The organism is Erwinia billingiae Eb661 (genome assembly GCF_000196615.1).
Classification (GTDB): Bacteria; Pseudomonadota; Gammaproteobacteria; order Enterobacterales; family Enterobacteriaceae; genus Erwinia; species Erwinia billingiae.
On the sequence record NC_014306.1, the window covers coordinates 3,513,919 to 3,537,565 of the forward strand.

Here is a 23,647-nt window from a genome sequence, read left to right on the forward strand (position 1 = left end):
TATTGTTCTTTATTAATCTTTGAAAATGCCAAAGTGGTGCTGCGCATCGACGATCTGCTGACGCGTCAGCATAAAGACGCCGTCGCCGCCGTTGGCAAACTCCAGCCAGGTAAACGGCACGTCAGGGTACTGGTCAATCATGTGCACCATGCTGTTGCCCACTTCACAAATCAGCACGCCCTGCTCGCTCAGGTAATCTGGCGCGTTAGCCAGGATACGGCGCGCCAGCTTCAGACCATCACGTCCGGCGGCCAGGCCCAGTTCAGGCTCATGGCGGTATTCGTTTGGCAAATCGTCCATGTCGTCTTCATCCACGTACGGCGGATTGGTGACGATCAGGTCGTAAGGGGTTTTTGGCAGTTCGCGGAACAGATCGGCGCGGATCGGCGTGACGCTGTGGGTCAGGCCATGCGCTTCAATATTCTGCTCGGTCACCGCCAGCGCGTCAGTGGAGATGTCGACCGCATCCACTTCGGCGTCCGGGAAGGCATAGGCACAGGCAATGGCGATGCAGCCGCTGCCGGTGCACATATCCAGAATATATTTCGGCTCATCCGGGATCAGCGCCGCAAAGCGATCGTTGATCAGCTCGCCGATTGGCGAACGCGGCACCAGCACGCGTTCATCGACATAGAACTCGTGTCCGCAGAACCAGGCTTTGTTGGTCAGGTAGGAGACCGGAATACGTTCGTTGATGCGGCGGATCACGCGCTCGACAATGCGATGGCGCTCGCTGGATGTCAGCCGTGCGCTGCGCATATCTTCCGGGATATCCAGCGGCAGATACAACGTGGGTAACACCAGCTGAACCGCTTCGTCCCAGGGATTATCGGTGCCGTGACCATACCAGAGCTCGGCGGCGGAAAAACGGCTTACCGTCCAGCGCAGCATATCCTGAATGGTGTGCAGCTCACTGACTGCCTCATCGACGAAAATTTTGTCCAAAGTGCCCTCCACAGGCCTTACTAAAACTCGGCAGCTAGTTTGCCATGAAGCGGGCCATAATTCAGCGCGGCGGTGTGAAAAAGCTGACATTTGTTTTTTGCCGCCACAACTCAGGGTAGACTGTCAGCATTTCCTGAAGACGACGTTCCGCGCCGTTTTGCCTTATAAAGCCGGACAATGAGAACCTGATGAGTAAAAAACAGCCCCTCAGCGCCGAAGATCAGGCGTTGTTTCGCGGATTAATGACCGGCACCCGAAAGCTGGCGCAGGACACCATTGTCCATAAACCGCAGAAGAAAAACCTCGCGGTGGTTCCGCAGAAAAAGCTGATTTCTGAGCAGATGGATGCCAGTCACTATTTTTCCGATGAATTTCAGCCTTTGCTGGCCGAGGAAGGCCCCACGCGCTACGTGCGCAGTGATGTCAGCCATTACGAGCTGAAAAAGCTGAGGCGTGGCGATTACACGCCGGAAATTTTTCTGGATTTGCATGGGCTTACGCAACGGCAGGCCAAGGAAGAGCTGGGGGCGTTGATTGCAGCGTGCCGACGTGAGCACATTTTTTGCGCCAGCGTGATGCACGGCCACGGCAAGCATGTATTGAAGCAGCAGTCGCCGCTGTGGTTGGCACAGCATCCGATGGTGATGGCATTTCATCAGGCGCCCAAGCTGTTCGGCGGCGATGCCGCGCTGCTGGTGCTGATTGAGGTGGAAGAGTGGATGCCGCCAGAATTACCTTAAGACGGCGTCAGGGCCAGATCGCCTGGCCCTGTAACATCACATCGCTTTCGCCAGTTTGGAAGGACTGACCTGCCACTCCAGCTTACCGGTGCCGTTGTCAGCATCGTAGTCGATACGGGCAATGGCCGAGGTCGCGAACATCGGCGGCGATTCCTGCGGGCAGAGCTCAGACACCAGGTAGCCCACCAACGGCAGGTGGGAAATCACTAATACAGATTTCACCCCTTCTTTCGCCAGCACTTGCAGGTAACTGGCCACCATCGCGGGATCGCCGCCAGGCGTCAGTTCAGGCAAGACCTCCTGCCCTTCCGGCAGGATCAGTGCTTCACGCACCGTAGCCAGCGTCTGTTCAGCACGCAGGTACGGGCTGACTAACACACGTTCAATATCTACTGTCTGGCCATTAAGCCATTTCGCCATCTGGCGTGATTCATCACATCCGCAATGAGTCAGAGGTCGTACAGAATCACTAGCCGCATCTAATGCCGCATCGCCGTGACGCATAATGAAAACTTGCATAATGCACCGCTGTTGTTAAACGTAAACGCCGGAAAACACAGCTTCCCGACTCTTCATTCAGTGAATGAACGCTGTGTTGTACCCTAATGCCTTGAGTATAGTCAACCGATTGTTTATTAAATGAGCGCTTTCCAGAACAGTGCTAAAGCGCCCCTGTTTTGCGGTAAAATCTAACCCCCTGAATCGGCATGGCTATTCGATTTTTCCGCCGTTTTGTAAAAACGTTCGCCGCTGGCTGCCCGTCGCTTCAGCGCCTCGCACGGGGCAAAACGTTCGCCGTGTGACTGCATCAGCCGCTCTAATGTGTTGACCACGTCCGCCGCCCCCAGACGATCCATATAGCGGAACGGGCCGCCGAGGAACGGCGGGAAACCGATGCCAAACACCGCGCCAATATCGCCATCGCGGGCGGAATGAATCACGCCTTCGTCGAGGGTTCTCGCGGCTTCGTTCAGCATCATCATCACACAGCGCTCAGCGACAGAATCGGCGCTGAGATGGCTTTTGGGGTCTAGCTTAAGCAGTTTATAAATACTCTCATCAACCGACTTTTTACGGCTGAAGGTTTTACGGTTGTAGAGATAGAAGCCACGTCCATTCTTGCGCCCTTTACGGTCATCATTCAATACCGCGGCAAAGGCGTCAGGCGTATTAAAGCGCTCGCCCCAGGCCTGTTCCAGCACCGGCATAATGTGCGTGCCGACGTCGATGCCCACTTCATCCAGTAACTGGATTGGCCCGACCGGGAAACCGAACTTCACCAGCGCCCGATCGATGCTGTCGATCGGCTCTCCTTCCAGCAAACAGCGCATGGCTTCAATAATGTACGGTGCCAGGATGCGGTTAACATAAAATCCGGCCCGGTCGGCCACCACAATCGGCGTTTTCCCCTGCTTTTTCGCCAGCGAAACCACGGTGGCGATGGTTTCGGCCGAGGTGGTGGTATGCGGGATCACTTCGACCAACGGCATTTTGTCTACCGGGCTGAAATAGTGCAGGCCGATGACGTTTTCCGGCCGGCTGGCGTTAGCTGCAATATCAGCAATCGGCAGCGAGGAGGTATTGGAGGCAAAAATCGTCTGGCCCGAAGTATTGGCTTCAACCTCTGCCACCATGATTTGCTTCAGCGTCAGGTCTTCGAACACCGCTTCAATGATCACGTCACGATGATGGAAGCCCTGGTAGTCGGTGCCGCCGCCAATCAGGGCCATTTGTTGCTGGCGCTCTGCCGGGCGCAGATGCCGACGCTGCACGCTTTTGCTCAGCAAATCCCAGCTGTATTTCATCGCATGATTAATGCCTTCCGGCTTAATGTCTTTGATGCGCACCGGCAACTTGCCACGCGTTGCGGTGACATAGGCAATGCCGCCGCCCATTAAGCCGCCACCCAGCACGCCAATCGCTTTCAGTTCACGCGGGCTGGCATCCGCACCGCGATCCTTTTTCATCTCGGTGGTGGCGAAGAAAATCGACCGTAACGCCTGTGATTCCGGCGTCATCGCCAGCTCGCCAAAGGCTTTGGCTTCTGCGGCATAGCCGATAATACTGCCCTTCAGCAGGCCGGTTTTCACCACCGACAATATTTTCCGGGTGGCCGGGTAATTGCCTTTGGTTTTGGCTTCCGTCTGTCTGGTCGCCATGGCAAACAGCAACGCGCGCCCTGCCGGAGCATTCAGCAGCCGCTCGCGCAGCGGTAAGGTTTTTCGCGGCTTACGGCCGTTCAGGGCCATCTTCACCGCCGTTTCCAACAGAATAGCCTGCGGCACGGCGTCTTCCACCAGCCCCATTTTGACGGCCTGCTTTGCCCGCAGGGTTTTGCCGGTGAGGATCAGATCCAGCGCTCTCGATGCGCCAATCAGTCGCGGCAGTCGCTGTGTACCGCCGGAGCCCGGCAGCAAACCTAACTGCACTTCTGGCAGCCCGAGCCGGGTTTTATCATCCAGCGAACACACGCGTTGATTGCAGGCCAGTGCCAACTCCAGCCCACCGCCGAGGCAGGCGCCATGAATCGCAGCAACTACCGGCACGGAAAGCGAGGCAATTTCGGCCATCACCTTCTGTCCTTCATGCGCCAGCGCTTCTGCTTCCTGCGCCGTTTTGCAGCGGTCGATCATCGAGATGTCCGCACCGGCAATAAACGAGTCCGGTTTGCCGGAAATCAGCACCAGTCCCGCGAGGTGCGAATTAGCGCGCGCCTGGGCGATCACCTCCCGGATCTGAACGGCAAACTCCGCCTTCAGCGTATTCATCTTTTCGCCAGGCACATCAATGGTGATTACCCCGACGTTATCCAGCCGCATCACCAGGCTGAATGCCGAGGCTTTTTCTGGGTTGTGCGTCATCATCGTTGTCATTCGGCCTCCAGAACCATTGCTGCGCCTAACCCGCCCGCGGCACAGGCGGTGACCAGCCCCAGCCCACCGCCGCGTCGACGCAACTCGTTCAGCGTCTGGGTAATCATGCGTGCGCCGGTCGCCGCAAAAGGATGGCCGTAAGCGATTGAACCGCCCATCACGTTAAATTTCTCTTCGTTCACTTCGCCCAGCGCATGCGGGCGTTTTAACACCTCGCGGGCAAACCGCTCGTCGGCAAACATTTTCAGATTAGCCAGCGTTTGCGCGGCGAATGCTTCGTGCATATCGATCAGCGTCAGATCGTCCAGGGTGATCCCTGCCCGGTCCAGCGCCAGCGGCGAAGCGTACGACGGCCCCAGCAGCATGTCCTGCCAGACGTCTATCGCGGTAAAGGCATAGCTGCGCAGATAGCCCAGCGGCACGATGCCCAGCGCTTTCGCCCGCGATTCGGTCATCAGCACCACAGCAGCGGCACCATCGGTCAGCGGCGTACTGTTGGCGGCGGTGACGGTGCCGTGCTGCCGATCGAAGGCGGGACGAAGACGCGCGTAGTCATCCAGCGTCGAGGCCATGCGCACGTTATTGTCCTGCTCAAACGCTTTGCGCCACGGCGGAACAAACGCGGTCATCACTTCACCCGCCAGGCGGCCATCTTCCCAGGCCCGGGCGGCACGCTGATGGGAACGGTGAGCCAGCGCGTCCTGTTGCTGGCGGGTAATGCCATGGGTTTTTGCCATCTGCTCGGCGGTGTCACCCATTCTGAGTCCGGTAGAGTATTCTGCCACGGCGGGCGGCACCGGCAGCAAATCGCGCGGGCGCAGCTGGCTGAACAGCGACATTTTCTGCGAGAAGGTTTTTGCTTTATTGAGATCGACCAGAATACGACCGAGCTTTTTGCTGACGCCAATCGGCAGCACTGAGGAAGAGTCCGCCCCGCCGGCAATTCCGGCCTGAATGGTGCCTGCCAGCATGCTTTCAGCAACGTTCGCTACTGCCTGAAAACTGGTGGCGCAGGCGCGGCTGACGCTGTAGGCATCGGTCGACACACTCAGGCCGCTGCCAAGGACGATTTCGCGGGCAATATTCGGTGCTTCGGGCATCTGCACCACCTGGCCAAACACCAGCTGTTCGATGACTTCGGGCGGCAGTTCGCTACGCGCCAGGAGTTCACTCACCACCATCCGCCCCAGCTCAATCGCCGGCACGCCGTGTAATGCCGTTGCCTGGCGGGCAAACGGGGTGCGGAGTCCGTGTGTAATAGCGATGCGATCGCCCTGACGCGTCAGCAAAGGAAGCGCTTTGCTCATTCTGATTACCCTTAACAGTCAAACGGCATCATTGCCTAACAGGTCTGACCTCTAAGGTTAACCAGATTTTAACAATGTGCACGCGGAATGAGAGAAAATTGCGAGAGCAAACACGCTTTAGAAAACAATGAGTGGGAAAACCCACTCATTGCGGAAGACGGGGGATTAACGCAGGCCGAGCTGAAAAATCATCGTTTCAGCCTGGCAGCTGAAGGTGAAATCAGCGTCAAGCAGCACACCCTCAGGCTGCTCGCTAAAGCGCGCGTCAATCTGGCAGGGATCGGATTCGACCTGACGCGCTTTTTCCGTCAGCTGGCTGAGCATGGCTTCCGCCTGCTGGCGAGTGCCGTACAGCTGGCTCCAGCTTGCGGTGCAGTCGGTATTGTCCATGATCGTACCAACATCGACACAACAGCAGGCGGCGGTTTCATTGGCGCTGCATTTATTAATGGCATGGGACATGGGAAATCTCCTGTTAGCCGCGCGGGTTGCGGCAGAAAGTGTATTCGCTGGCCGCTATGTTACCCCTGCGGCGAAAGGCTGTCTGGCAATTGCGCGATATAGCGCCAATAAGTGCCATATATCCACGTCAAATTTGATCTGAAACAAGCTAGACTCGATAGGTTCAATTCAGACACGCAGTTTTTTGTTAAGCAGATCGCTTTTCTTAGATCATTTCAGAAATATTTATAAAACAATATTGCAACATCGATACAGGTCGGACCTATACTGGTGCCACTGGTCTGATTTGTTAGCCGTACGTCAGTCCCTAAAATTCGTGAACCTTTGTTACATCCGTGACAAAGTTCAATAAAAATCAAATAAATGAGGTTGTGGTCATGAACCATAAAAACCTGTTTGCGAAGTCTGCTCTCGCAGCTGCAGTGGCAATTGTTTCTTCTAACGTTTACGCAGCCGGCTTTCAATTGAATGAATTTTCGGCCATAGGTTTAGGACGCGCTTATTCAGGCGAAGGCGCGATGGGGGATACCGCGGCATCTGCCAGCCGTAACCCGGCCACCATGGCGTTAATGGATCGACCGATGTTTTCTGTCGGTGCCGTATTTATTGACCCTGATGTCAATATCAGTGGCGACAGCCAGTCAGGACAAAGTCTGGATGCCAATAATATTGCGCCAACGCAATGGGTACCCAACCTTCATTACGTCCAGCCTATTAACGATCAATGGTGGTTAGGCGCGTCGGCAACCTCCAATTATGGCCTGGCAACCGAATTTAATGATGACTACACCGCGGGCGGATATGGCGGTAAAACCGATCTGCAAACGGTGAACTTTAATTTAAGCACCGCTTATCGTCTTAATCAGAACTTCAGTTTTGGTGTGGGCTTTGATGCGGTTTATGCCCGTGCCAAGATTGAACGTTATGCGGGTGAATCCGGTGCCGCCCTGGGCTTGCCAGCAGATACGCAGATTGCCCATCTGAAAGGGGATGAATGGGGTTACGGCTGGAATGCCGGTATTCTGTATGAAGTGGACCCGAATAACCGTTTCGGCTTTACTTACCGCTCTGAAGTTAAAATCGACTTTGACGGCGATTATAAGAGCAGCATCCCAACCTATATTAACCCAATTAATCAGGCGGGTAATTTCGGCCTGCCTTACGGTACCAGCGGTCAAACTGTTCCGGGCGCATTGACCCTGAACCTGCCTGAAATGTGGGAGCTGTCCGGTTACCATAAAGTGGCGCCGCAATGGGCCGTGCATTACAGCCTGACCTATACCAGCTGGAGCCAGTTCCAGGAGCTGAAAGCGACCGGCAGCAATGGCCAGACGCTGTTCTATAAAGATGAGAGCTTTAAGGATGCTTACCGCATCGCGCTGGGAACGTCCTATTTCTATGATGAAAACTGGACCTTCCGTACCGGTATTGCCTTTGATGACAGCCCGGTCCCGGCAGAAAACCGTTCCATCTCTATCCCGGATCAGGATCGTCTGTGGTTGAGCGCCGGTGCTTCCTACGCCTTTAACCAGGATGCTTCCGTCGACGTTGGCCTGTCCTATATGCACGGTCAGCATGTCACTGTAGAAGAAGGCCCTTACACCTTTAACTCTACCGGTAAAGCCTGGCTGTACGGCGCGAACTTTAACTACAAGTTCTGATATCACGCCGGCAACAAAAAAGGCCTGTCGCAAGACAGGCCTTTTTTTATATCACCGCAACGGTTAGTTAGAGTCGATATCGTTGAGATCGCCCTGAATCGCCGAGGCGTTAGGGTTTTCCTGCGGGATCAGCCTGCCATCGCTGGCGAGGAAATCATGATGCTGGAAGTATGCCGCACGCACAAAGGCATAAGGGTCCTTCGAGTTACGCAGCATCGCATCTGAATCGAGCAGCTGGGCACGGGTTTCAACCCCTTCCAACGCCCACTTCCCTGCCGACATCCACCAGGTCAGCCAGCTGAGCGGCGCATAAAGATCGTCAACCAGCCCACCGACATCCTCACGCGGGGTGAAGCCACCGTAGCCCGGCACTTCAACGTAAGGACCGTAGCCGACGCCGTAATTCCCCAGCGTACTACCAAACCCACGCGCCTCTTCTTTGGCCAGCTTTGGATTCGCCATGCTCGCCACGTCGATAAAGCCGCCCATCCCCAGAATGGTATTCAGGAAGAAACGGTTGAAGTGGATCATCGCTTTATAAGGTTTACCCTCAATAAAGTAGTTGACCATCGTCGACGGCTCATCAAGATTGCTGAAGAAGTTACTCAGCCCGGTGCGCGCAGGCACCGGCAGATAGTCACGCCAGGCCACCGCCACAGGACGAACCACGTACGGGTCGAGCACGTTGTAGTTAAAGTTGAACATCGAGCGGTTAAAGCCCTCGAACGGATCGGACCGCCCTTGTGGCTCATCTGCCGTATTCGAACTGGCGCAACCTATCAGCAGCACGCTGGCCAGCGCTACACCCGTCACGCGGTAGCTCATCTCTTACTCCCTGTCTTCTGTGTAATACCGCCTATGGCTGCTGCTGATTAATCTCAACAGACAGTTGCTGATGACCATCAAATGGCGTGACGGCACTGGTGCCGAACCAATCCCCGGACTGCGGGTTGGCGCTGCCATCACGTGAGATACGCACGCGTACCTGAACCTGATGCTGAGCAGAAAGAAGCCGCTCCGGCATCATGGCATTGCTGTCATCCAGCGTCAGCGATAGAGGAAAATGGCTTAACGGTAATTTTTTCACCGCCACCGGGACGGGAGAAACACCATCAGCAACGGAAATATACAACACTCCGCCAGCGGGTAACATTTTTTCTGCACCCGGGGCCAGAGTGACGGAAAGCGCCAGATGGCTGTTTTGCTTACCGGATTCCGTTTTTGCCTGCTCGATGCTGCGCTGGATCATTACCCCGCGCTTATCGTCAGCAGGTAACAATTGTAACATCTTTTGCCAAACGGCAATGGCCTCAGGATAGTGCTGCTGACTAAAAGCATTAAATGCCAACAGGCTCAGCACCCGCAGATTATCACCGTCCGCTTTGATCATCTCGTTCAGCATCACGCTCGCCTGACGATTATCTTCCGGATCGGGAGAACGCGTCAGTACGTCCGCGTAGCTGAGCTTCACTTCGGGATTATTGGGCGCCAGCTGCATCGCGCGCTGGAAGGCTTTGGTGGCCGTATCGGCATTATTCAGCACCATGCCGATCCGCCCCAACATTAGCCAGTCGTTGACGTTCTGCGGATCGTCCTGCAGCGAGCTGCGCACGCCAAGCCCCAGCCGCGCCAGTTCTTCCATGGTCAACGGTTTGGCAGCGGGATCCATCACCTGCGCACGCAAGGCCGGCAGATCGTTTTTCACCTGCTGCCAGGACATCACCTGCGCAAAGCCACCGGTTTTGAAGTAGAAGCCCAGGCTGACCAGGATCAGCACCAGCACGCCAGGCAGCAGCACCCAACGCCCTACGCTACGTTCAACGATCTCTTCATCTTTTGGGATATCGTGCAGCAGGGTTTGCTGTAACTCACGCACCATCTCTGGCCGCTCGCCCACCACACCCTGATCTTCATCTTCTTCCAGCTCTTTCAGACGCTGATGATAAAAGGCTTTATTCAGCGCATCGCGTTCAATTGAAACCGGGCGATGTTTGCGCCCGCCGGCAATCAGCAACAGCGCGCAGGACGCTATTAACAGCGCCAGAATGGTTAACCAGAATCCACCCATTATTGCTTCCTGTTATTCTTTAAGAGCGCATTCAGGCGCTGTTGCTGTTCCGCATCCATCTCGTCATCTGGCCTGCGCTTTTTACTGCGCAGTACGATCACCATCGCGCCAATAATCACAAACAGCGCCGGACCGGCCCACAAAATCAGGGTTGATGGCATTACCGGCGGTTCATAGGTAACGAAATTGCCGTAGCGCGCCACCATATATTGCTTAACCTGATCCGGCGTCTGGCCGTTTTGCAGCAGTTCATAGACCTTCAGCCGCATGTCGCTGGCGATCATCGCGTTGGAATCGGCGATGCTGTTGTTCTGGCATTTTGGACAGCGCAACGATTCCGTCAGGTGGCGATACTGCTGCTCCTGATCGACGGAAGAAAATTTATAGGTATCAATGTTGTCAGCCAGCACGCTGCCACTGAGAAACAGCACTAAAATCAGGACGATCCCTTTCATGCACCCGCCTCCTTGCTGTATTTATCCCATAACGGCTTCACTTCACGGTTCCACACGTCGTCGTTCAGATCCCCGGCGTGGCGATAGCGAATAATCCCTTTGCCATCGATCAGGAAGGTTTCCGGCGCGCCATAGACGCCCAGATCCAGCCCCAGCATGCCATCACCGTCATAGAGGCTCAGTGCATAGGGGTTGCCCAGCGTGTTCAGCCAGTTGATCGCCTTATTGCGATCGTCCTTATAATTCAGCCCGACCACGCGCACGCCCGTTGACGCCAGCGAATTCAGATACTGATGCTCGGCCCGGCAGGTCGGGCACCAGGTCGCCCAGACGTTCAGCAGGATCGGTTTGCCGTCAGTGAGTACTGACTGATTGTAGGTTTTACCCGGCTGATCCAGTGATTCCAGCTTAAACACCGGCACCGGCTTGCCGACCAGGGCCGACTCCAGCAGCGTGGGATCGTCACCGTGCGCATTGCGGTTCAGCTGCCACATCAGGGCCGCCGCCAGCAGCAGGAACAGCACCAGCGGGATATAAAGAATTTTCTTGCTCATGCCAGCTCCTTCTCTGCTTTTTTGCGTGAACGATAGCGCGGGTCACACAGGCAGAAAATACCGCCAACGGCCATAAACAGACCGCCGAACCAGATCCAGCGAACGAAAGGTTTGTAGTAAATACGCACCGCCCAGGCGTTATCGCCCAGCTCTTCACCTAATGCGGCGTACAGATCGCGGGTGAAGCCGCCGTTGATCGCGGCTTCGGTCATCATGGTGTGCGCCACGCTGTAGTAGCGTTTTTCCGCGTGCAGTGTCGCTTCGTGCTTGCCGTTACGCGTGACGTCGATAATGCCGACGCCGCCGGTATAGTTCGGCCCTTGCAGGTTGTGCACATCGCGGAAGGTGAAGTGATAGTTTTGGATGTCGACCGTATCGCCCGCGCGCATGCGCACATCGCGCTCAACGCTGTAGTTCTGGCTGAAGGCAATACCGATAACCGTCACCGCCACGCCCAGGTGACCCAACACCATTCCCCAGTGGCTGCGGGAAAGATGGGTTAACCCTTTAAGGAAGCTGTGACGGTGAGTGGCGCGTTCGTGCAGCTCCATCAGCGTCAGGAAAATGACCCAAATCGACATCAGCAGGCCGACGACCGCCATCGCTTCGATACGGTCCTGCATCAACCACGGCAGCAGGATCGACAGCACCAGCGTCCCCACTAAGGCCACCGCCAGACGCTTCCACAGTTTCTGCGGTTCATCACGACGCCAGCGCACCAGTGGGCCAATGCCCAGCATCAGCGCCATTGGCGCCATCAGCCAGGTAAACAGGGTATTAAAGAAGGGTTCGCCAATCGAGATACTGCCAAGGCCCAGCTGTTTGTGCACCAGCGGCAACAGCGTTCCCAGCAGGACCACCAGCATCGCGGCGATCAGCAGCACGTTGTTACCCAGTAAGAAGGACTCGCGCGACCAGACTTCATTCTGCACGCGGCTGCGGACTTTGCTGCCCTTCACCGCATACAGCAGCAGCGAGCTACCGATAACAATCACCAGGAAGGCGAGGATAAACATCCCGCGCGACGGATCGGATGCGAACGAGTGTACCGACACCAGCACGCCAGAACGAACCAGGAACGTCCCCAGCAGGCTCAGTGAGAAGGCGGTTATCGCCAGCAGCACTGTCCAGGCTTTAAAGGTGCCGCGTTTTTCGGTCACCGCCAGCGAGTGGATCAGCGCGGTGCCGGCCAGCCACGGCATAAAGGACGCATTTTCAACCGGATCCCAGAACCACCAGCCGCCCCAGCCAAGCTCATAATAAGCCCAGGCCGAACCCAGCACGATGCCGACGGTCAGGAAGACCCATGCTGCGGTGGTCCACGGGCGTGACCAGCGCGCCCAGGCGGTATCCAGCCTGCCCGCCATCAACGAGGCGATCGCAAACGCAAAGGCCACCGAGAAGCCCACGTAACCCATATAGAGTATCGGCGGGTGGAAGATCAGGCCGATATCCTGCAGCATCGGATTCAGGTCGCTACCGTCGATCGGGAAGTCCGGCAGCGTGCGGGTAAACGGATTCGACGTCAGGGTGATAAACAGCAGGAAACCGAGGTTAATCATTCCCATCACTGCCAGCACGCGCGCGATGGAATCCATCGGCATGCCGCGGCTGAACAGCGCGACGGCGAGCGTCCAGGTGCTGAGCAACAGCAACCACAGCAGCAGCGAGCCTTCATGCGCACCCCAGGTGGCCGCAATACGGTAGTAAACCGGCAGCAGCGTATTGGAGTTGGTCGCCACATAGGCCACGCTGAAATCGTTGACGATAAAAGCATGAACCAGTATCGCAAAAGCGCCAAGGATACAGGCAAACAGCGCGAAGCTCAGCGGGCGCGCCAGCCCCATTAAACGGCGATCCTGCCGGGCGGCGCCCCACAGCGGGTAGATACTTAACAGCAGCGAAATAGCCAGCGCCAGACAGAGCAGAAAACTGCCGATTTCCGGCATCATGACTGGCCACCTTGTACGGGTGGCTGATAGGCCGACTGCGGGCCTTTAGGATTGGTTTTCATCGCGTCCTCAATTTCTGGCGGCGTATATTTTTCATCGTGTTTTGCCAGCACTTCCTTGGCTTCCACCAGATTGCCGTTCTGCAGCACACCTTGTGCCACCACGCCCTGTCCTTCACGGAACAGGTCAGGAAGAATGCCGAGATAGCTAACGCTGATCACGCCACGGGCATCATACAATTTGAAGGAGACCTGAAGCGTCTGCGGATCGCGCTTCACGCTGCCCGGCATCACCATGCCGCCGACGCGCAGGCGCTGGCCGGGTTCGGGCTTCGCGTGGGCTTCCCCTTTACCGTCAATAATTTCACCGGGTGTGTAAAAAAGGTCGATGTTTGAACGCAGCGCGTACATCACCAAAGAGGTGGCCAGGCCGAGCCCTACCAGAATTGCTGTCACCATGATCAGGCGACTTTTACGGCGCGGATTCACTGTTGTTCTCCTGCGGCTTCACTGGCTCGTTTTTTACTTTTGGCGGCGCGGATGCGACTTTCCCGCGACTGACGCTGGCGAATGTCATGCAGCAGGCGATGACGCTGGATAACGGTGTGCAGCACCAGCCCGGCGAGGGCAATCAGCGTGCAGGCAACCGCCAGCCAGACATAAAAGGCGTAACCGCCCATGGCAAAGAATGCTGACCAGGATGAGAATGCTGGGGTCATGCTTTACGCCCTCCTTTCGCTGCCAGTTCAGCCACCCACGGGCGATGGCGTTCGGTAAACAGCAGCAGATTGCGCAAGCGCATCAGCGTCAGTGAGATGAACACCAGCAGATAACCGAGGATCGACCAGCGCAGCGGCGAGCGCATGCTGGGGTCAATCGACTGCTGAAGCATGCCGGAGGAACCCTGATGCAAGGTGTTCCACCACTGCACCGAGTAATGAATGATGGGCAGATTAACCACGCCGACCAGGATCAGGATCCCGGCGGCACGTCCCGCCATCCGGCGGTCGTCAAAGGCGTTGTACAGGGCGATGACGCCCATATAAAGGAACAGCAGAACCAGTTCAGAGGTGAGGCGGGCATCCCAAATCCACCAGGTGCCCCACATCGGCTTACCCCAGGCAGAACCGGTGATCAGCGCAATAAAGGTAAACACCGCGCCCACCGGCGCCATGGCGGCAGCAGCCAGGTCGGCGGTTTTCCATTGCCAGACCAGACCAATAAAGGCAGCGATAGCCATTGAGGCATAGATACCCATTGACCACATGGCGGCCGGGACATGGATATACATGATGCGGTAGCTGTTTCCCTGCTGATAATCGGCCGGGGCGAAACCAAATCCCCAAATCCAGCCCAGTAACAGTGCTGCGACGCCCAGCACCGCGAACCAGGGCACCAAACGACCGCATAACCGGTATAGCCGGTCGGGCTTACCGAGTTGATGTAACCATTTCCACATTATTATTTTGCTCACATAAAAAGAAAAAGCGTTCTGGTGTTTTTTATTAGAAATCAGTTAATGCACGCTAACCCGCAATGCTGCGGCGGTGGCGAACGGCGCCAAGGTGGCACTGCCCACCAACAGGGCTCCCAATATAGCCAGGTAGCCGTCAATCGGTAATCCCATGCCGGCAGCGTCTATGGCTGCACTGGCAAATATCAGCACCGGCACCGCCAACGGCAATACCAGCAAACTCAGTAATACGCCGCCGCGACGCAATCCGACGGTCAGTCCAACGCCGATGGCCCCAAGAAAACTCAGGGTTGGCGTACCCAGCAGCAGCGTCAGGGCAATGGCTCGCCAGCTGGCAAAATCCAGCGAAAGCAGTAAAGCAGCCAGAGGAGATAGCAACAATAACGGCAGGCCGGTTACCACCCAGTGAGCGGCCACTTTCCCCAAAACCGTTATCGGCAGTGGCGTCGGCAACAACAGCAGTTGTTCCAGCGAGCCATCAAGAAAGTCATCACGAAACAGGCGTTCAAGGGCCAGCAACGAGGAAAGCAATGCCGCCACCCAAACGATGCCCGGCGCGATACGCGCCAGCAATTTAGGTTCTGGCCCAATTCCCAACGGGAACAGGGTAATCACGATCAGGAAGAACCACAGCGGATTAATGATTTCCGAGCCACTGCGAAACGCAATGCGCAGTTCGCGCTTAAGGACACGCCAGAACATCAGACTACCTCCGAAGAGGTAAGACGAATTTTGCGAACTGTGCGATGTGCCGACGGTAAATCCTGATGGGTGGTTAAAATCACCGCCCCGCCGTTCTCAGCATGGAGGTTAAACAGCGCCATCAGCTTTTCCACGCCGGATTTATCAATCGCGGTGAGCGGCTCATCCAAAATCCATAAAGGCGAGCGGCTTAACCATAATCTGGCCAGCGCCACACGACGCTGCTGGCCTGCGGAAAGCTGGGAGACGGCGACATCTTCAAATCCGGTTAAATCCACCTCTTCCAGCGCCGCCATCAGTGACGCTTCAGACTGACTGGCATGATAAAAATGCAGGTTCTCGCGTGCGGTCAGTACCGCTTTCACACCGGGCTGATGCCCAAGGTACAGCAACGCGGCGTGCCAGGTTTCACGCTGGTGACGAATGGGCTTTTGCTGCCACAGAACCTCGCCCTGTTCGGCCCGGCTAAGCCCGGCAAGGATCCGCAGCAGAGAGGTTTTCCCTGCCCCATTCGCCCCTTCAATCTGGACAATATCGCCCGCTGAAACGGTAAAACTGAGATCGTTAAACAGCGTGCGTTCATCGCGTACGCAGGTCAGATTGTTGGCTTCCAGCATCAAAAAAATTCGCGCTTAGTAGAATTGGGCGAAATAGTACCACAGGCAATCAGTTCATCGCAGCCTGCAGTAGCCCTGCATTTTTCCCGGGTAAGGCATTATGCCTGTTACGCGTCACAAATCGCGCAAAAAAGCCTTGCGGTTAAAGGTTTGTTACGCTTCTTCTGAGGTTTCGTTACATTTCAACTTCCCGATAAACACGCTACGCTTAGAGAGTAATTACCACTGGGAACTAAAATAATGAATAAGAAACAGGATGATGGCGAAGTAGAAAGTCAGGAAAGTGAACAAGGCGAAGAGATCGAGGTGGATGAGGAGGCCCTGCCCTCACGCGCGGCGGCGGTACATGAGCAGATCCGTCAGGAGGGTGAAAAGGAGTTAGAACGTGATGGGCTGGCCCTGCTGTTTTCGGCCATTGCGGCAGGGCTTTCGATGGGTGCTTCGCTGATGGCTAAAGGGATTTTTCAGGTCAATCTGGAAGGCGTGCCGGGCGCGTTTATTCTGGAGAATCTGGGCTACACCTTTGGCTTTATCATTGTGATTATGGCGCGACAGCAGCTGTTTACGGAAAACACCGTTACGGCGGTATTGCCGATTATGCACAAACCGTCGGGCAGCAACCTGCTGCTACTGCTGCGTTTGTGGGGCATCGTGCTGGGCGGTAACCTGGTCGGTACGGCGCTGGCGTCACTGGCCTTCACCCATATGCCGATATTTGATCAAGCTACGCGGGATGCCTTTGTGGCCATCAGTCAAAAAGTGATGGAGAACTCACCGGGAGAGATGTTTGCCAATGCGGTGGTATCCGGCTGGATTATCGCCACCATGGTGTGGATGTTCCCTTCTGCCGGTGCGGCAAAAATTTGGGTCATTATCCTGATGACCTGGCTGGTGGCCCTGGGCGACCTGGCGCATATCGTGGTTGGTTCGGTGGAAGTGCTCTATCTGGTGTTTAACGGGGTGATCAGCTGGCATGAATTCCTCTGGCCGTTTGCCCTGCCAACCCTGGCCGGCAATATCATCGGCGGCACCTTTATCTTCGCGGTGATCAGTCATGCGCAGATCCGTAACGATATGAGCACCAAAGCTAAGGCTAAGGCGAAAGCCGAAGCAAAAGCCAAAGCGAAGAAAGAAGGCAAGGCTCAGCAGGCGGAGTAAGGCGGTTTTGTCACGCAGCAGACCTGAATGACAAAGGCCCCGATGGGGCCTTTTTTACAGGATAACCGGCGAGATTGGCATCCTGTCAGCGCTTAGTTGAACATCGACCAGGTGGCGGCGTAGAAGGTTCCGGCATAGACAACATAACCCACCCAGATCACTGTGATAACCGCAAGGGACAGTTTCATAGACATAGTCTTACCTCTTCAGGACGTTAGCGTAGAGCCGTGGATTTACTTTGCTTTACAGTAGTCCTGCACGATTAGGGCAATATTGATCCAGCGCATAAATTGCGGATTTAGCTGCTAAGGGGAAAATTGCGTTTGCGGGTGTTTTGCGGTAACCGGGCAGTTGCGGCAGGAAACTGGGGGTAACTGGCGACAAAACCAGCAGTTGACCGGGTAAGTGCTTAATCTGCGACTAAAAGCGCGCTATACTGCCGCCCGCTGTCTCCTTAGTTAAATGGATATAACGAGCCCCTCCTAAGGGCTAGTTGCAGGTTCGATTCCTGCAGGGGACACCATCTGACCGTTCGCTACCCTCCGTTTTAGTTCGTAAATCCCCAGCCATATCAGCACTCGCAAGAAATCATCGTTCGCATTAGTTCGCAATAGTTCGTTGACAGCCGCATAGTTTGGCGGGTAAAAAACGAGTAAATAAATTTACCCACCGGAATTTTACCCATGCTTACCGTAAAGCAGATCGACGCTGCCAAACCAAAAGACAAGCCTTACCGGCTTCTGGACAGTAATGGCCTGTATCTGTATGTCCCGGTATCGGGGAAGAAGGTGTGGCAGTTGCGGTACAAGATTGAGGGCAAAGAGAAGGTTCTCACTGTCGGAAAATACCCACTAATGTCTCTGCAGGAAGCACGGGACAAAGCATGGCTTGCACGCAAAGATGTTTCTGGAGGGGTTGACCCAATTAAGGCTAAGAAGCAGTTGGCCAGGGTAAACACCTTCGGAGCGATTTACAGGGAATGGTATGAGCATAAAAGGCAGGTGTGGTCTCTGAAGTACGCGGAAGAGCTTGGAAGGATGTTCGCAGATGATGTGTTGCCAATGATTGGCGACATGGAGATAAGCGAGATTGAGCCGATGCAGATCCTGTCTGTTATCCGGCTGTATGAGGAAAGAGGGGCGATGGAGCGTGCCAATAAGGCCCGCCGCCGCTGTGGTGAGGTTTTCCGTTATGCGATCATAACTGGCAGGGCAAAATACAATCCAGCACCAGACCTTGCTGATGCGATGAAGGGTTACCGCAAAAAGAACTACCCTTTCCTGCCTTCCGACCAGATACCGGCTTTCAACCAGGCTCTTGCAGGCTATTCGGGTAGCGTTGTATCCCGGGTGGCCACACAGTTTCTGCAGTATACTGCCCTGAGAACGATTGAGATGCGGTCGCTGAAATGGACGGACATCGACCTTGCAACGAAGACCATCACAATCCCTCCCGAAGTGATGAAGGGGCGACGGGCCCATATCGTCCCATTGTCTGACCAGGTCATCACACTTCTTGAATCACTGCGGCCAATCACACAACCCGTATCCCTGTTTGTGTTTGCTGGCCGAAATGACAAAAAGAAATCCCTTAGTGATAACGCTGTTCTGCAGGTGATCCGCCAGATTGGCTATGAGGGACTGGCAAGTGGACATGGATTCCGCCACCAGTTCAGCACCATCATGAATGAGCATGAGTGGCCAAATGACGCCATTGAGAGACAGCTTTCTCACCATGACAGCGGAACCATTCGGGGCATCTACAACCATGCTCAATACCTGGAGAAACGCCGGGAGATGATGCAATGGTGGGCCGACTGGATAGACGGAAAGGTTAGCTAAATTGTCGGCCGGCGCTCCCCGTAAACGCGTCGGGCGCAAAAGGTTACCTTGCCAATCACATTTAGCTCGTCCAGTACTTCCCCTCTATGCCCTCCAGATCCAGTCAATAATCAAGTCCAAAACCATAGCCACACCAGAAAAATCCGAACTTTGACTCCCTAAGAATATGCCTGGAGCCAGCATCAACTAAGAGTAGTAGGCTAAATGTTCTACACATGTGGATGATTATGCATGTGTGGTTCAAGAGCTTCGATCATTTTCCGGCCCTAGTGCCGGGATTTTTTTGTCTGAAATTCGGCTATAATGTTTGTGGGGCCGAAGAGCACCCTATATCAAAGAAGTATCCCAACACCGATTTTCCCGCCCAATCTGGCGGGATTTTTTTTTTGCATTTATTGCAATTTAGATTGGTACTACTATGATTGTATAGCGATATCCATCGCTATACTCATAAGACATTCCTGTGCACAACCAATATTCAGCCCGTCGCCAAAGCGGGCTCTTTTTATGCGTCAAATGACTAATACCCTTCTCTCAGAAACCTCTAAACTTTCGAACCCTAATAACATGCTAGAAGCCACGACTGGGTCCACGCAGTAGGTTAAATATTCAGGACATGCGGAATACGTATGTGTGGTTCAAGAGTAATAATGTCCTTTTTCCCGGCTCCACGGCCGATTTTTTCTGCCATCAATAACTCGAAAATATTGCTCAAGCTTTGACGCGCAGAACCGATAACTTCTGTACCGGTAGTTCATTACAGCGTCCTCTGTCGGGCTGTAGTGAGGGCACTAACGGAACCCAGGATTTTTTTGATGCACTTTATCTCCCGGCCATGATAGCCGGGATTTTTTTGCCTATAATTTGCAGTTTAGCGTGGCCCTACTATGGTTAGAGTAACGATATCCATCGTTAACCTCATTAGATCTACCAACCTGTGTACTACAAGGATTTAGCCCGCCGCCAAAGTGGGCTTTTTTTTTGTAATTTCTTAGCAGTTATATTATCGGCCGGCTGTCATCGTGGTAATTAGACACCATGAAGGTCAACTTACCCAGCACCACGATATCCTCCATAGCAGCCGCCCCCAGCGCCTCACCATCACGGGTGATGATTGACTGCCCAATCAGCTTGCCGACCGCCCTCTCGCCGTACAGCTCGAAACAGAGCATATCCCCTGAACAAGGCATCGCGCCCGAATCCATTATATGAATAACTCCATCAATCTCGAACAGGCTCACAGTTGGCCGTACCTGGCATATCTTATTAAGGTCGATCCGCGTTTCAACGTAGTCCTGCGCCGGTGATGGAAATCCCATGTCAGCGGCCCCCGTTGTTATGATTGAACAGGTGAAACATCCGCCGCTCACCCTCTTCAGTCGAGATGTCGCGGAAGCTGCCCTGATAGTGTTCAATCCACCGGTTGGCCTCAGCCAGGGTAAAATCGTGGTTTACCTTCATCAGATGCTCCACGAAGTCGACCGTAGTCACCGTGCGCTTGCCGTTCGGCGCTATTTTGATGCTTGCTCTGAATGCTGTCGCTATGTCGTCTCTGCGTGCCATGATGGCCCCCAATCAAATACTGTATGCATATACAGTGATATTGATCGGTGCAGGCTATCAAGGGGATTTTAGGTGGGCGTGTTAGTGGGTTGATGGTAAAGAGGATTTAGTTTTGCCCGGAAGATTCCGGGCTTATGTCAATATCAAACTGTTGATTTATAGCTCTAAGAATTGCTGATTTTACTGCGGTACTTATCAACATTCTTATCAATTAATCCATACAATATCAAAGAGAACAATATTGAAATGCATATCATAATTAATGACCACATCCAACTTCCGCGATGATTTGTAATCACGTAAGCTACAATCGGCCAGTGAATTAAATAAATAGGGTAGCTGAGTTCACCTATGAATCTATCAAGCTTACTGTTTTTAGTGAAGTGAAAAATAAATGCGACGGAAGCGGCAAACATTGAGAAGCAGATTATGTTAATATATGGATTATTGAAGTCATGTTGAATAATCGATATTAAAACGAATATCAACACACACCCCGACAATGACGCAGCCCACCACCTTATATTGACATCAATTAATTTCATTCTCAATAAACACCACAACCAATAAGAAATCATACCCAGAAGAAATAACCAGAATGAATTTAAGGCACTTCGGTGATCTAATGGATGATGAAAGAACAGCGTACTTTTAATGGTGACGTATACTATCGTGAAAATCACAAGCAATGATGCGGTGATCCTCCAACTCCTTGCAAACAAAGGGGCAGCTAAATAAAAGCAGATTTCAACGCCCACAGACCACATATGCTGCATATGCGCTGCATTTGTAAGTGGTTCAATATTTAGTGATTGCGCATGCTGGTTCAAAAAAACAAGGTGCCCAGAACCATCAATACCAAACCACCACAATATCTGCGAAAAAAGCATTGTTATTGATAAGAAGTAGACTAATGCTGATGCCAAGATATTTCTATAAACACCAGAATCTATAGGCGTTATGAAAACTACAACTAAAATGAATACAGATATGTAGCTCGGCCATAACCGGAGGATTCTCGCAAGATAGAATCCAGATGTATTGCCAACATACTTTTCATTTAGCACAAGTGCCATGTAGAATCCAGATATTATAAAAAAGGCCATTACTGCAAGATGGCCTTCAATACCAGGCACTCTAATTCCATTGTGAGAAAAAACAACTGATATTGCAAGTAAGAAACGAATTAATCCCATGATATCGCTCTTTGCCAAAATTTATCTTAATTCTATAATCATAGAAAACTAAGCAGACCATTAAAAAACAGCCTTAAAATCTTGCATAACAATATCACAGATTCTTTAGCAACTCATCATGAAATCATTCAATTTTTTTCATGAAATCAATCAACCTGTCGTCATCATCCTCAATAACGCCGAGGTTTGGGTAGTCCTCATCTGATTGCTCAGATGAAAATACAGATATCAATTCTTTTTCAGTTGAGTCTTTAAATTGAACAAATTTCATATCGTCATCCTATTTTAGAATTCGTATCCTGAACAGTAAATTGTGAACTGATATGCTGTAGGGCCATTTATCGTAGTATAGTAATAAATAGTTTGAGGCGTGATCATCTGGATAGGTATAGCCGCAGAGTCATAAGACACAGAGGCCTGCCCTGTCCCAATATAAATCCCTCCAGCAGTCCTTCCAATTCCGCTTGAATCGGCTGACAAAGCAAAACCAATTGATCCTGTGCCTGCTGATGCCCTTGACCTTGCATAAATGAAACAACTGCTGGCATTTTTAGGTACTGCTGATGAGATATTCAAGGCAGTAGCGGAGGTCGGTGTTGATGTTGAGTCAAGAGCAGTTATCTGCGTCGTCCTTACCGCTCTTTGGAACTGATATCCGGGAATAAGCTTGGAGCTTGAGTCAGTAGCCCATACTGAAACAAGGGCTGATGCGGTAAAGCCAGTTGGCATGTTACTCCCGCCATAAACTTCTGGCGCAACGGAAGCTGTTGCATTGACTGCAAGAAGTGATGAAGCTCCACTTGTAGGATTGTAAATGGCATACAAAGCGACAAAGCCGTTTACAGGCGCTGCGCCTGTGTCCATTCCCCCGGCGCCTAATGTTGTCAGGTTAACAGTTTTATTAAAGTTGCCTATACGGTATTGGCTTCCTCCCACTGCTACCCCAACAATTATTTCGTCAGAGGTGAATGTTGCCGAGGCAGATGCGGTTGAAAGTGACATTTTACTATTGCGAGAGCTACCAATTACCCCGGCAGCTAATGAAGATACTTGTGCCATGTTAACAGCATGATTGGTTTGAGTTGCCCCAGCCACAGGTAATGCACCGCCTGAGTTTCCGCACAAAACCCACGCCGTTAATGTGCTGTTCCACTCTACTTCAACCAAGCCATTTGCAATAATCTCGCCACCCTGCAATGCCTGATTTGCGTGTGAGTAAAGCGGGTATGCTGACCCACCGTTTGCTGAGAAAGTTGAGGATCCGGTATTGGCTGTTTTCGCCTTAAAAGTCAGGCGCGTTCCATCAATGAGCGTTGGCAGCGCCGGCACGAACTGGGCGACATAAGCATTGGCCGCTCCAGTATCAGCTGCATATGTCATAGAGCTTTGTTGAATGGCTGAAATCAATCCCGCTGCAGGCAGGAATGGAGCGTTTTGAGCTAAAGAGATATTCGCTGCCGATATCGCTGTGGTTCCCTGAGCAACAGTGATCACCCAGGCTGCAGTGTAACCAGTATCAACGGCGGGAGTTGTCTGAGTTCCGGTCGTGGCTGCAACTCCAGCCTTCAACGATAAGGTGCATACTCCAGAACGGACCGTATTCTGAGCGGCGCCTGAATTATTAGGACCACTATAGGCGACTGAGGGGTTTGCTGCGTTGTAATAAGGCAGAGTTACCGCGCCTGAATCAGTATCGTTATAGGTGGCCTGGATAAGGTAATTTATGCTCTGACCAGCGGTTACCGGTGCTGTCAGTGTAAATGCAGTTGAGCTGAGAATTACACCCTGCTTTAAAATAGTGTTCGCAGTATCTGCGGCGAGTGATGAATATGCAGAATTATCCACGTTCTGAAGACTATAAATTTGTCCTTTCGCTACGTTAACAACCATTGATGCGGGGCTGGATGGCGTGCAGGAAAGGCCATGAAGATAAGTGCTTGAGCCCATTATTGCAGCTGATAATTTAGCAAGACCCATCATGGCGTATTTGTTAGTGTTCAGTAAATCGGTCTCTAATGGGATTGCTCCCGGGTAGATGATCTGACGATCCATTGCTTTCTCCAGACGTGATTAGACGGCC

General features: G+C 53.3%; 24 protein-coding genes and 1 tRNA gene. 5 read left to right on the forward strand and 20 right to left on the reverse strand.

Going from position 1 to position 23,647, the window contains the following annotated elements; genetic code table 11:
- Nucleotides 1-12 precede the first annotated feature (12 nt).
- A complete protein-coding gene (prmB, locus tag EBC_RS17375; RefSeq protein ID WP_013203150.1) occupies nucleotides 13-945 on the reverse strand; it encodes a 50S ribosomal protein L3 N(5)-glutamine methyltransferase in 933 nt (310 codons plus the stop codon).
- Nucleotides 946-1,133: 188 nt separating this feature from the next.
- Here prmB and smrB point away from each other — a divergent pair, with 188 nt between their 5' ends.
- Complete coding sequence (gene smrB / locus EBC_RS17380) at nucleotides 1,134-1,685, forward strand: endonuclease SmrB (RefSeq protein ID WP_013203152.1); 552 nt, start codon at nucleotides 1,134-1,136, stop codon at nucleotides 1,683-1,685.
- A 36-nt stretch (nucleotides 1,686-1,721) separates the two neighbouring features.
- Here smrB and sixA read toward each other — a convergent pair whose 3' ends face one another.
- The 4 genes from sixA to EBC_RS17400 all read right to left on the reverse strand — a co-directional run bounded on the left by sixA (nucleotide 1,722) and on the right by EBC_RS17400 (nucleotide 6,327).
- Nucleotides 1,722-2,204 carry a phosphohistidine phosphatase SixA gene (gene sixA, locus EBC_RS17385; protein WP_013203153.1) on the reverse strand — a complete coding sequence of 161 codons (483 nt, stop codon included), beginning with the start codon at nucleotides 2,202-2,204 and terminating at the stop codon, nucleotides 1,722-1,724.
- Nucleotides 2,205-2,374: 170 nt separating this feature from the next.
- Nucleotides 2,375-4,549, reverse strand: coding sequence for a fatty acid oxidation complex subunit alpha FadJ (gene fadJ, locus EBC_RS17390; protein WP_013203154.1), 2,175 nt, complete (start codon nucleotides 4,547-4,549; stop codon nucleotides 2,375-2,377).
- 5 nt (nucleotides 4,550-4,554) lie between these two features.
- On the reverse strand, nucleotides 4,555-5,865 hold the full coding sequence (fadI, locus tag EBC_RS17395; RefSeq protein WP_013203155.1) for an acetyl-CoA C-acyltransferase FadI: 1,311 nt from the start codon (nucleotides 5,863-5,865) through the stop codon (nucleotides 4,555-4,557).
- Nucleotides 5,866-6,030: 165 nt separating this feature from the next.
- Nucleotides 6,031-6,327: a YfcZ/YiiS family protein gene (locus EBC_RS17400; protein ID WP_013203156.1), complete on the reverse strand. Its 297-nt coding sequence runs from the start codon at nucleotides 6,325-6,327 to the stop codon at nucleotides 6,031-6,033.
- Between the two features lie 377 nt (nucleotides 6,328-6,704).
- Here EBC_RS17400 and fadL point away from each other — a divergent pair, with 377 nt between their 5' ends.
- The gene (fadL, locus tag EBC_RS17405) at nucleotides 6,705-7,988 is read left to right on the forward strand and encodes a long-chain fatty acid transporter FadL (RefSeq protein WP_013203157.1); all 1,284 of its coding nucleotides are present in this window, start codon (nucleotides 6,705-6,707) and stop codon (nucleotides 7,986-7,988) included.
- A 63-nt stretch (nucleotides 7,989-8,051) separates the two neighbouring features.
- Here the strand turns inward: fadL and mlaA are convergent, their stop codons facing one another.
- The 10 genes from mlaA to ccmA are packed head-to-tail and all read right to left on the reverse strand — an operon-like array spanning nucleotide 8,052 to nucleotide 15,809.
- Entirely contained in the window at nucleotides 8,052-8,813 is a 762-nt protein-coding gene (mlaA, locus tag EBC_RS17410) for a phospholipid-binding lipoprotein MlaA (protein ID WP_013203158.1), read from the reverse strand.
- Between the two features lie 31 nt (nucleotides 8,814-8,844).
- Complete coding sequence (ccmI, locus tag EBC_RS17415) at nucleotides 8,845-10,056, reverse strand: c-type cytochrome biogenesis protein CcmI (protein WP_013203159.1); 1,212 nt, start codon at nucleotides 10,054-10,056, stop codon at nucleotides 8,845-8,847.
- The gene (locus tag EBC_RS17420; RefSeq protein ID WP_013203160.1) at nucleotides 10,056-10,511 is read right to left on the reverse strand and encodes a cytochrome c-type biogenesis protein; all 456 of its coding nucleotides are present in this window, start codon (nucleotides 10,509-10,511) and stop codon (nucleotides 10,056-10,058) included. The genes ccmI and EBC_RS17420 overlap by 1 nt, the downstream gene beginning before the upstream one ends.
- Nucleotides 10,508-11,065 carry a DsbE family thiol:disulfide interchange protein gene (locus EBC_RS17425; protein WP_013203161.1) on the reverse strand — a complete coding sequence of 186 codons (558 nt, stop codon included), beginning with the start codon at nucleotides 11,063-11,065 and terminating at the stop codon, nucleotides 10,508-10,510. The genes EBC_RS17420 and EBC_RS17425 overlap by 4 nt, the downstream gene beginning before the upstream one ends.
- Nucleotides 11,062-13,017 (reverse strand): heme lyase CcmF/NrfE family subunit, encoded by a 1,956-nt coding sequence (locus EBC_RS17430; protein WP_013203162.1) that lies wholly within the window; start codon nucleotides 13,015-13,017, stop codon nucleotides 11,062-11,064. The genes EBC_RS17425 and EBC_RS17430 overlap by 4 nt, the downstream gene beginning before the upstream one ends.
- Nucleotides 13,014-13,505, reverse strand: coding sequence for a cytochrome c maturation protein CcmE (gene ccmE, locus EBC_RS17435; RefSeq protein ID WP_013203163.1), 492 nt, complete (start codon nucleotides 13,503-13,505; stop codon nucleotides 13,014-13,016). Before ccmE ends, EBC_RS17430 begins: the two co-directional genes overlap by 4 nt.
- Nucleotides 13,502-13,735, reverse strand: a complete 234-nt coding sequence (gene ccmD, locus EBC_RS17440) for a heme exporter protein CcmD (protein ID WP_013203164.1) — start codon at nucleotides 13,733-13,735, stop codon at nucleotides 13,502-13,504. Before ccmD ends, ccmE begins: the two co-directional genes overlap by 4 nt.
- A complete protein-coding gene (locus EBC_RS17445; protein ID WP_013203165.1) occupies nucleotides 13,732-14,475 on the reverse strand; it encodes a heme ABC transporter permease in 744 nt (247 codons plus the stop codon). The genes ccmD and EBC_RS17445 overlap by 4 nt, the downstream gene beginning before the upstream one ends.
- A gap of 57 nt (nucleotides 14,476-14,532) precedes the next feature.
- Nucleotides 14,533-15,192, reverse strand: a complete 660-nt coding sequence (gene ccmB, locus EBC_RS17450) for a heme exporter protein CcmB (protein WP_013203166.1) — start codon at nucleotides 15,190-15,192, stop codon at nucleotides 14,533-14,535.
- Nucleotides 15,192-15,809, reverse strand: a complete 618-nt coding sequence (ccmA, locus tag EBC_RS17455; RefSeq protein ID WP_013203167.1) for a cytochrome c biogenesis heme-transporting ATPase CcmA — start codon at nucleotides 15,807-15,809, stop codon at nucleotides 15,192-15,194. Before ccmA ends, ccmB begins: the two co-directional genes overlap by 1 nt.
- Before the next feature lie 240 nt (nucleotides 15,810-16,049).
- Between ccmA and EBC_RS17460 the strand changes: the two genes are divergently transcribed.
- From EBC_RS17460 to EBC_RS17470, 3 genes are all read left to right on the forward strand, one after another.
- Nucleotides 16,050-16,967, forward strand: coding sequence for a formate/nitrite transporter family protein (locus tag EBC_RS17460; RefSeq protein WP_013203168.1), 918 nt, complete (start codon nucleotides 16,050-16,052; stop codon nucleotides 16,965-16,967).
- A 448-nt stretch (nucleotides 16,968-17,415) separates the two neighbouring features.
- Nucleotides 17,416-17,490 (forward strand) — tRNA-Arg (locus EBC_RS17465).
- 160 nt (nucleotides 17,491-17,650) lie between these two features.
- The gene (locus EBC_RS17470) at nucleotides 17,651-18,808 is read left to right on the forward strand and encodes a tyrosine-type recombinase/integrase (RefSeq protein ID WP_013203169.1); all 1,158 of its coding nucleotides are present in this window, start codon (nucleotides 17,651-17,653) and stop codon (nucleotides 18,806-18,808) included.
- A gap of 998 nt (nucleotides 18,809-19,806) precedes the next feature.
- On the opposite strand, the gene EBC_RS17475 is transcribed toward EBC_RS17470, so the two are convergent.
- From EBC_RS17475 to EBC_RS26030, 5 genes are all read right to left on the reverse strand, one after another.
- Nucleotides 19,807-20,127, reverse strand: coding sequence for a S24/S26 family peptidase (locus tag EBC_RS17475; protein ID WP_013203171.1), 321 nt, complete (start codon nucleotides 20,125-20,127; stop codon nucleotides 19,807-19,809).
- Between the two features lies 1 nt (nucleotide 20,128).
- Nucleotides 20,129-20,371: a DNA polymerase V gene (locus tag EBC_RS17480; RefSeq protein ID WP_173363016.1), complete on the reverse strand. Its 243-nt coding sequence runs from the start codon at nucleotides 20,369-20,371 to the stop codon at nucleotides 20,129-20,131.
- Between the two features lie 164 nt (nucleotides 20,372-20,535).
- A complete protein-coding gene (locus EBC_RS17485) occupies nucleotides 20,536-21,567 on the reverse strand; it encodes an acyltransferase family protein (RefSeq protein WP_013203173.1) in 1,032 nt (343 codons plus the stop codon).
- A gap of 124 nt (nucleotides 21,568-21,691) precedes the next feature.
- Complete coding sequence (locus EBC_RS25820) at nucleotides 21,692-21,838, reverse strand: hypothetical protein (RefSeq protein WP_013203174.1); 147 nt, start codon at nucleotides 21,836-21,838, stop codon at nucleotides 21,692-21,694.
- Nucleotides 21,839-21,852: 14 nt separating this feature from the next.
- Nucleotides 21,853-23,619, reverse strand: coding sequence for a hypothetical protein (locus EBC_RS26030; RefSeq protein ID WP_013203175.1), 1,767 nt, complete (start codon nucleotides 23,617-23,619; stop codon nucleotides 21,853-21,855).
- Nucleotides 23,620-23,647 lie beyond the last annotated feature (28 nt).

What these genes read in the sequence shown, in the direction of transcription:
- smrB (WP_013203152.1), top strand. Translation starts at nt 1,134, where the DNA reads ATGAGTAAAAAACAGCCCCTCAGCGCCGAAGATCAGGCGTTGTTTCGC.
- sixA (WP_013203153.1), bottom strand. Translation starts at nt 2,204, where the DNA reads ATGCAAGTTTTCATTATGCGTCACGGCGATGCGGCATTAGATGCGGCT.
- fadJ (WP_013203154.1), bottom strand. Translation starts at nt 4,549, where the DNA reads ATGATGACGCACAACCCAGAAAAAGCCTCGGCATTCAGCCTGGTGATG.
- fadI (WP_013203155.1), bottom strand. Translation starts at nt 5,865, where the DNA reads ATGAGCAAAGCGCTTCCTTTGCTGACGCGTCAGGGCGATCGCATCGCT.
- EBC_RS17400 (WP_013203156.1), bottom strand. Translation starts at nt 6,327, where the DNA reads ATGTCCCATGCCATTAATAAATGCAGCGCCAATGAAACCGCCGCCTGC.
- fadL (WP_013203157.1), top strand. Translation starts at nt 6,705, where the DNA reads ATGAACCATAAAAACCTGTTTGCGAAGTCTGCTCTCGCAGCTGCAGTG.
- mlaA (WP_013203158.1), bottom strand. Translation starts at nt 8,813, where the DNA reads ATGAGCTACCGCGTGACGGGTGTAGCGCTGGCCAGCGTGCTGCTGATA.
- ccmI (WP_013203159.1), bottom strand. Translation starts at nt 10,056, where the DNA reads ATGGGTGGATTCTGGTTAACCATTCTGGCGCTGTTAATAGCGTCCTGC.
- EBC_RS17420 (WP_013203160.1), bottom strand. Translation starts at nt 10,511, where the DNA reads ATGAAAGGGATCGTCCTGATTTTAGTGCTGTTTCTCAGTGGCAGCGTG.
- EBC_RS17425 (WP_013203161.1), bottom strand. Translation starts at nt 11,065, where the DNA reads ATGAGCAAGAAAATTCTTTATATCCCGCTGGTGCTGTTCCTGCTGCTG.
- EBC_RS17430 (WP_013203162.1), bottom strand. Translation starts at nt 13,017, where the DNA reads ATGATGCCGGAAATCGGCAGTTTTCTGCTCTGTCTGGCGCTGGCTATT.
- ccmD (WP_013203164.1), bottom strand. Translation starts at nt 13,735, where the DNA reads ATGACCCCAGCATTCTCATCCTGGTCAGCATTCTTTGCCATGGGCGGT.
- EBC_RS17445 (WP_013203165.1), bottom strand. Translation starts at nt 14,475, where the DNA reads ATGTGGAAATGGTTACATCAACTCGGTAAGCCCGACCGGCTATACCGG.
- ccmB (WP_013203166.1), bottom strand. Translation starts at nt 15,192, where the DNA reads ATGTTCTGGCGTGTCCTTAAGCGCGAACTGCGCATTGCGTTTCGCAGT.
- ccmA (WP_013203167.1), bottom strand. Translation starts at nt 15,809, where the DNA reads ATGCTGGAAGCCAACAATCTGACCTGCGTACGCGATGAACGCACGCTG.
- EBC_RS17460 (WP_013203168.1), top strand. Translation starts at nt 16,050, where the DNA reads ATGAATAAGAAACAGGATGATGGCGAAGTAGAAAGTCAGGAAAGTGAA.
- EBC_RS17470 (WP_013203169.1), top strand. Translation starts at nt 17,651, where the DNA reads ATGCTTACCGTAAAGCAGATCGACGCTGCCAAACCAAAAGACAAGCCT.
- EBC_RS17475 (WP_013203171.1), bottom strand. Translation starts at nt 20,127, where the DNA reads ATGGGATTTCCATCACCGGCGCAGGACTACGTTGAAACGCGGATCGAC.
- EBC_RS17480 (WP_173363016.1), bottom strand. Translation starts at nt 20,371, where the DNA reads ATGGCACGCAGAGACGACATAGCGACAGCATTCAGAGCAAGCATCAAA.
- EBC_RS17485 (WP_013203173.1), bottom strand. Translation starts at nt 21,567, where the DNA reads ATGGGATTAATTCGTTTCTTACTTGCAATATCAGTTGTTTTTTCTCAC.
- EBC_RS25820 (WP_013203174.1), bottom strand. Translation starts at nt 21,838, where the DNA reads ATGAAATTTGTTCAATTTAAAGACTCAACTGAAAAAGAATTGATATCT.
- EBC_RS26030 (WP_013203175.1), bottom strand. Translation starts at nt 23,619, where the DNA reads ATGGATCGTCAGATCATCTACCCGGGAGCAATCCCATTAGAGACCGAT.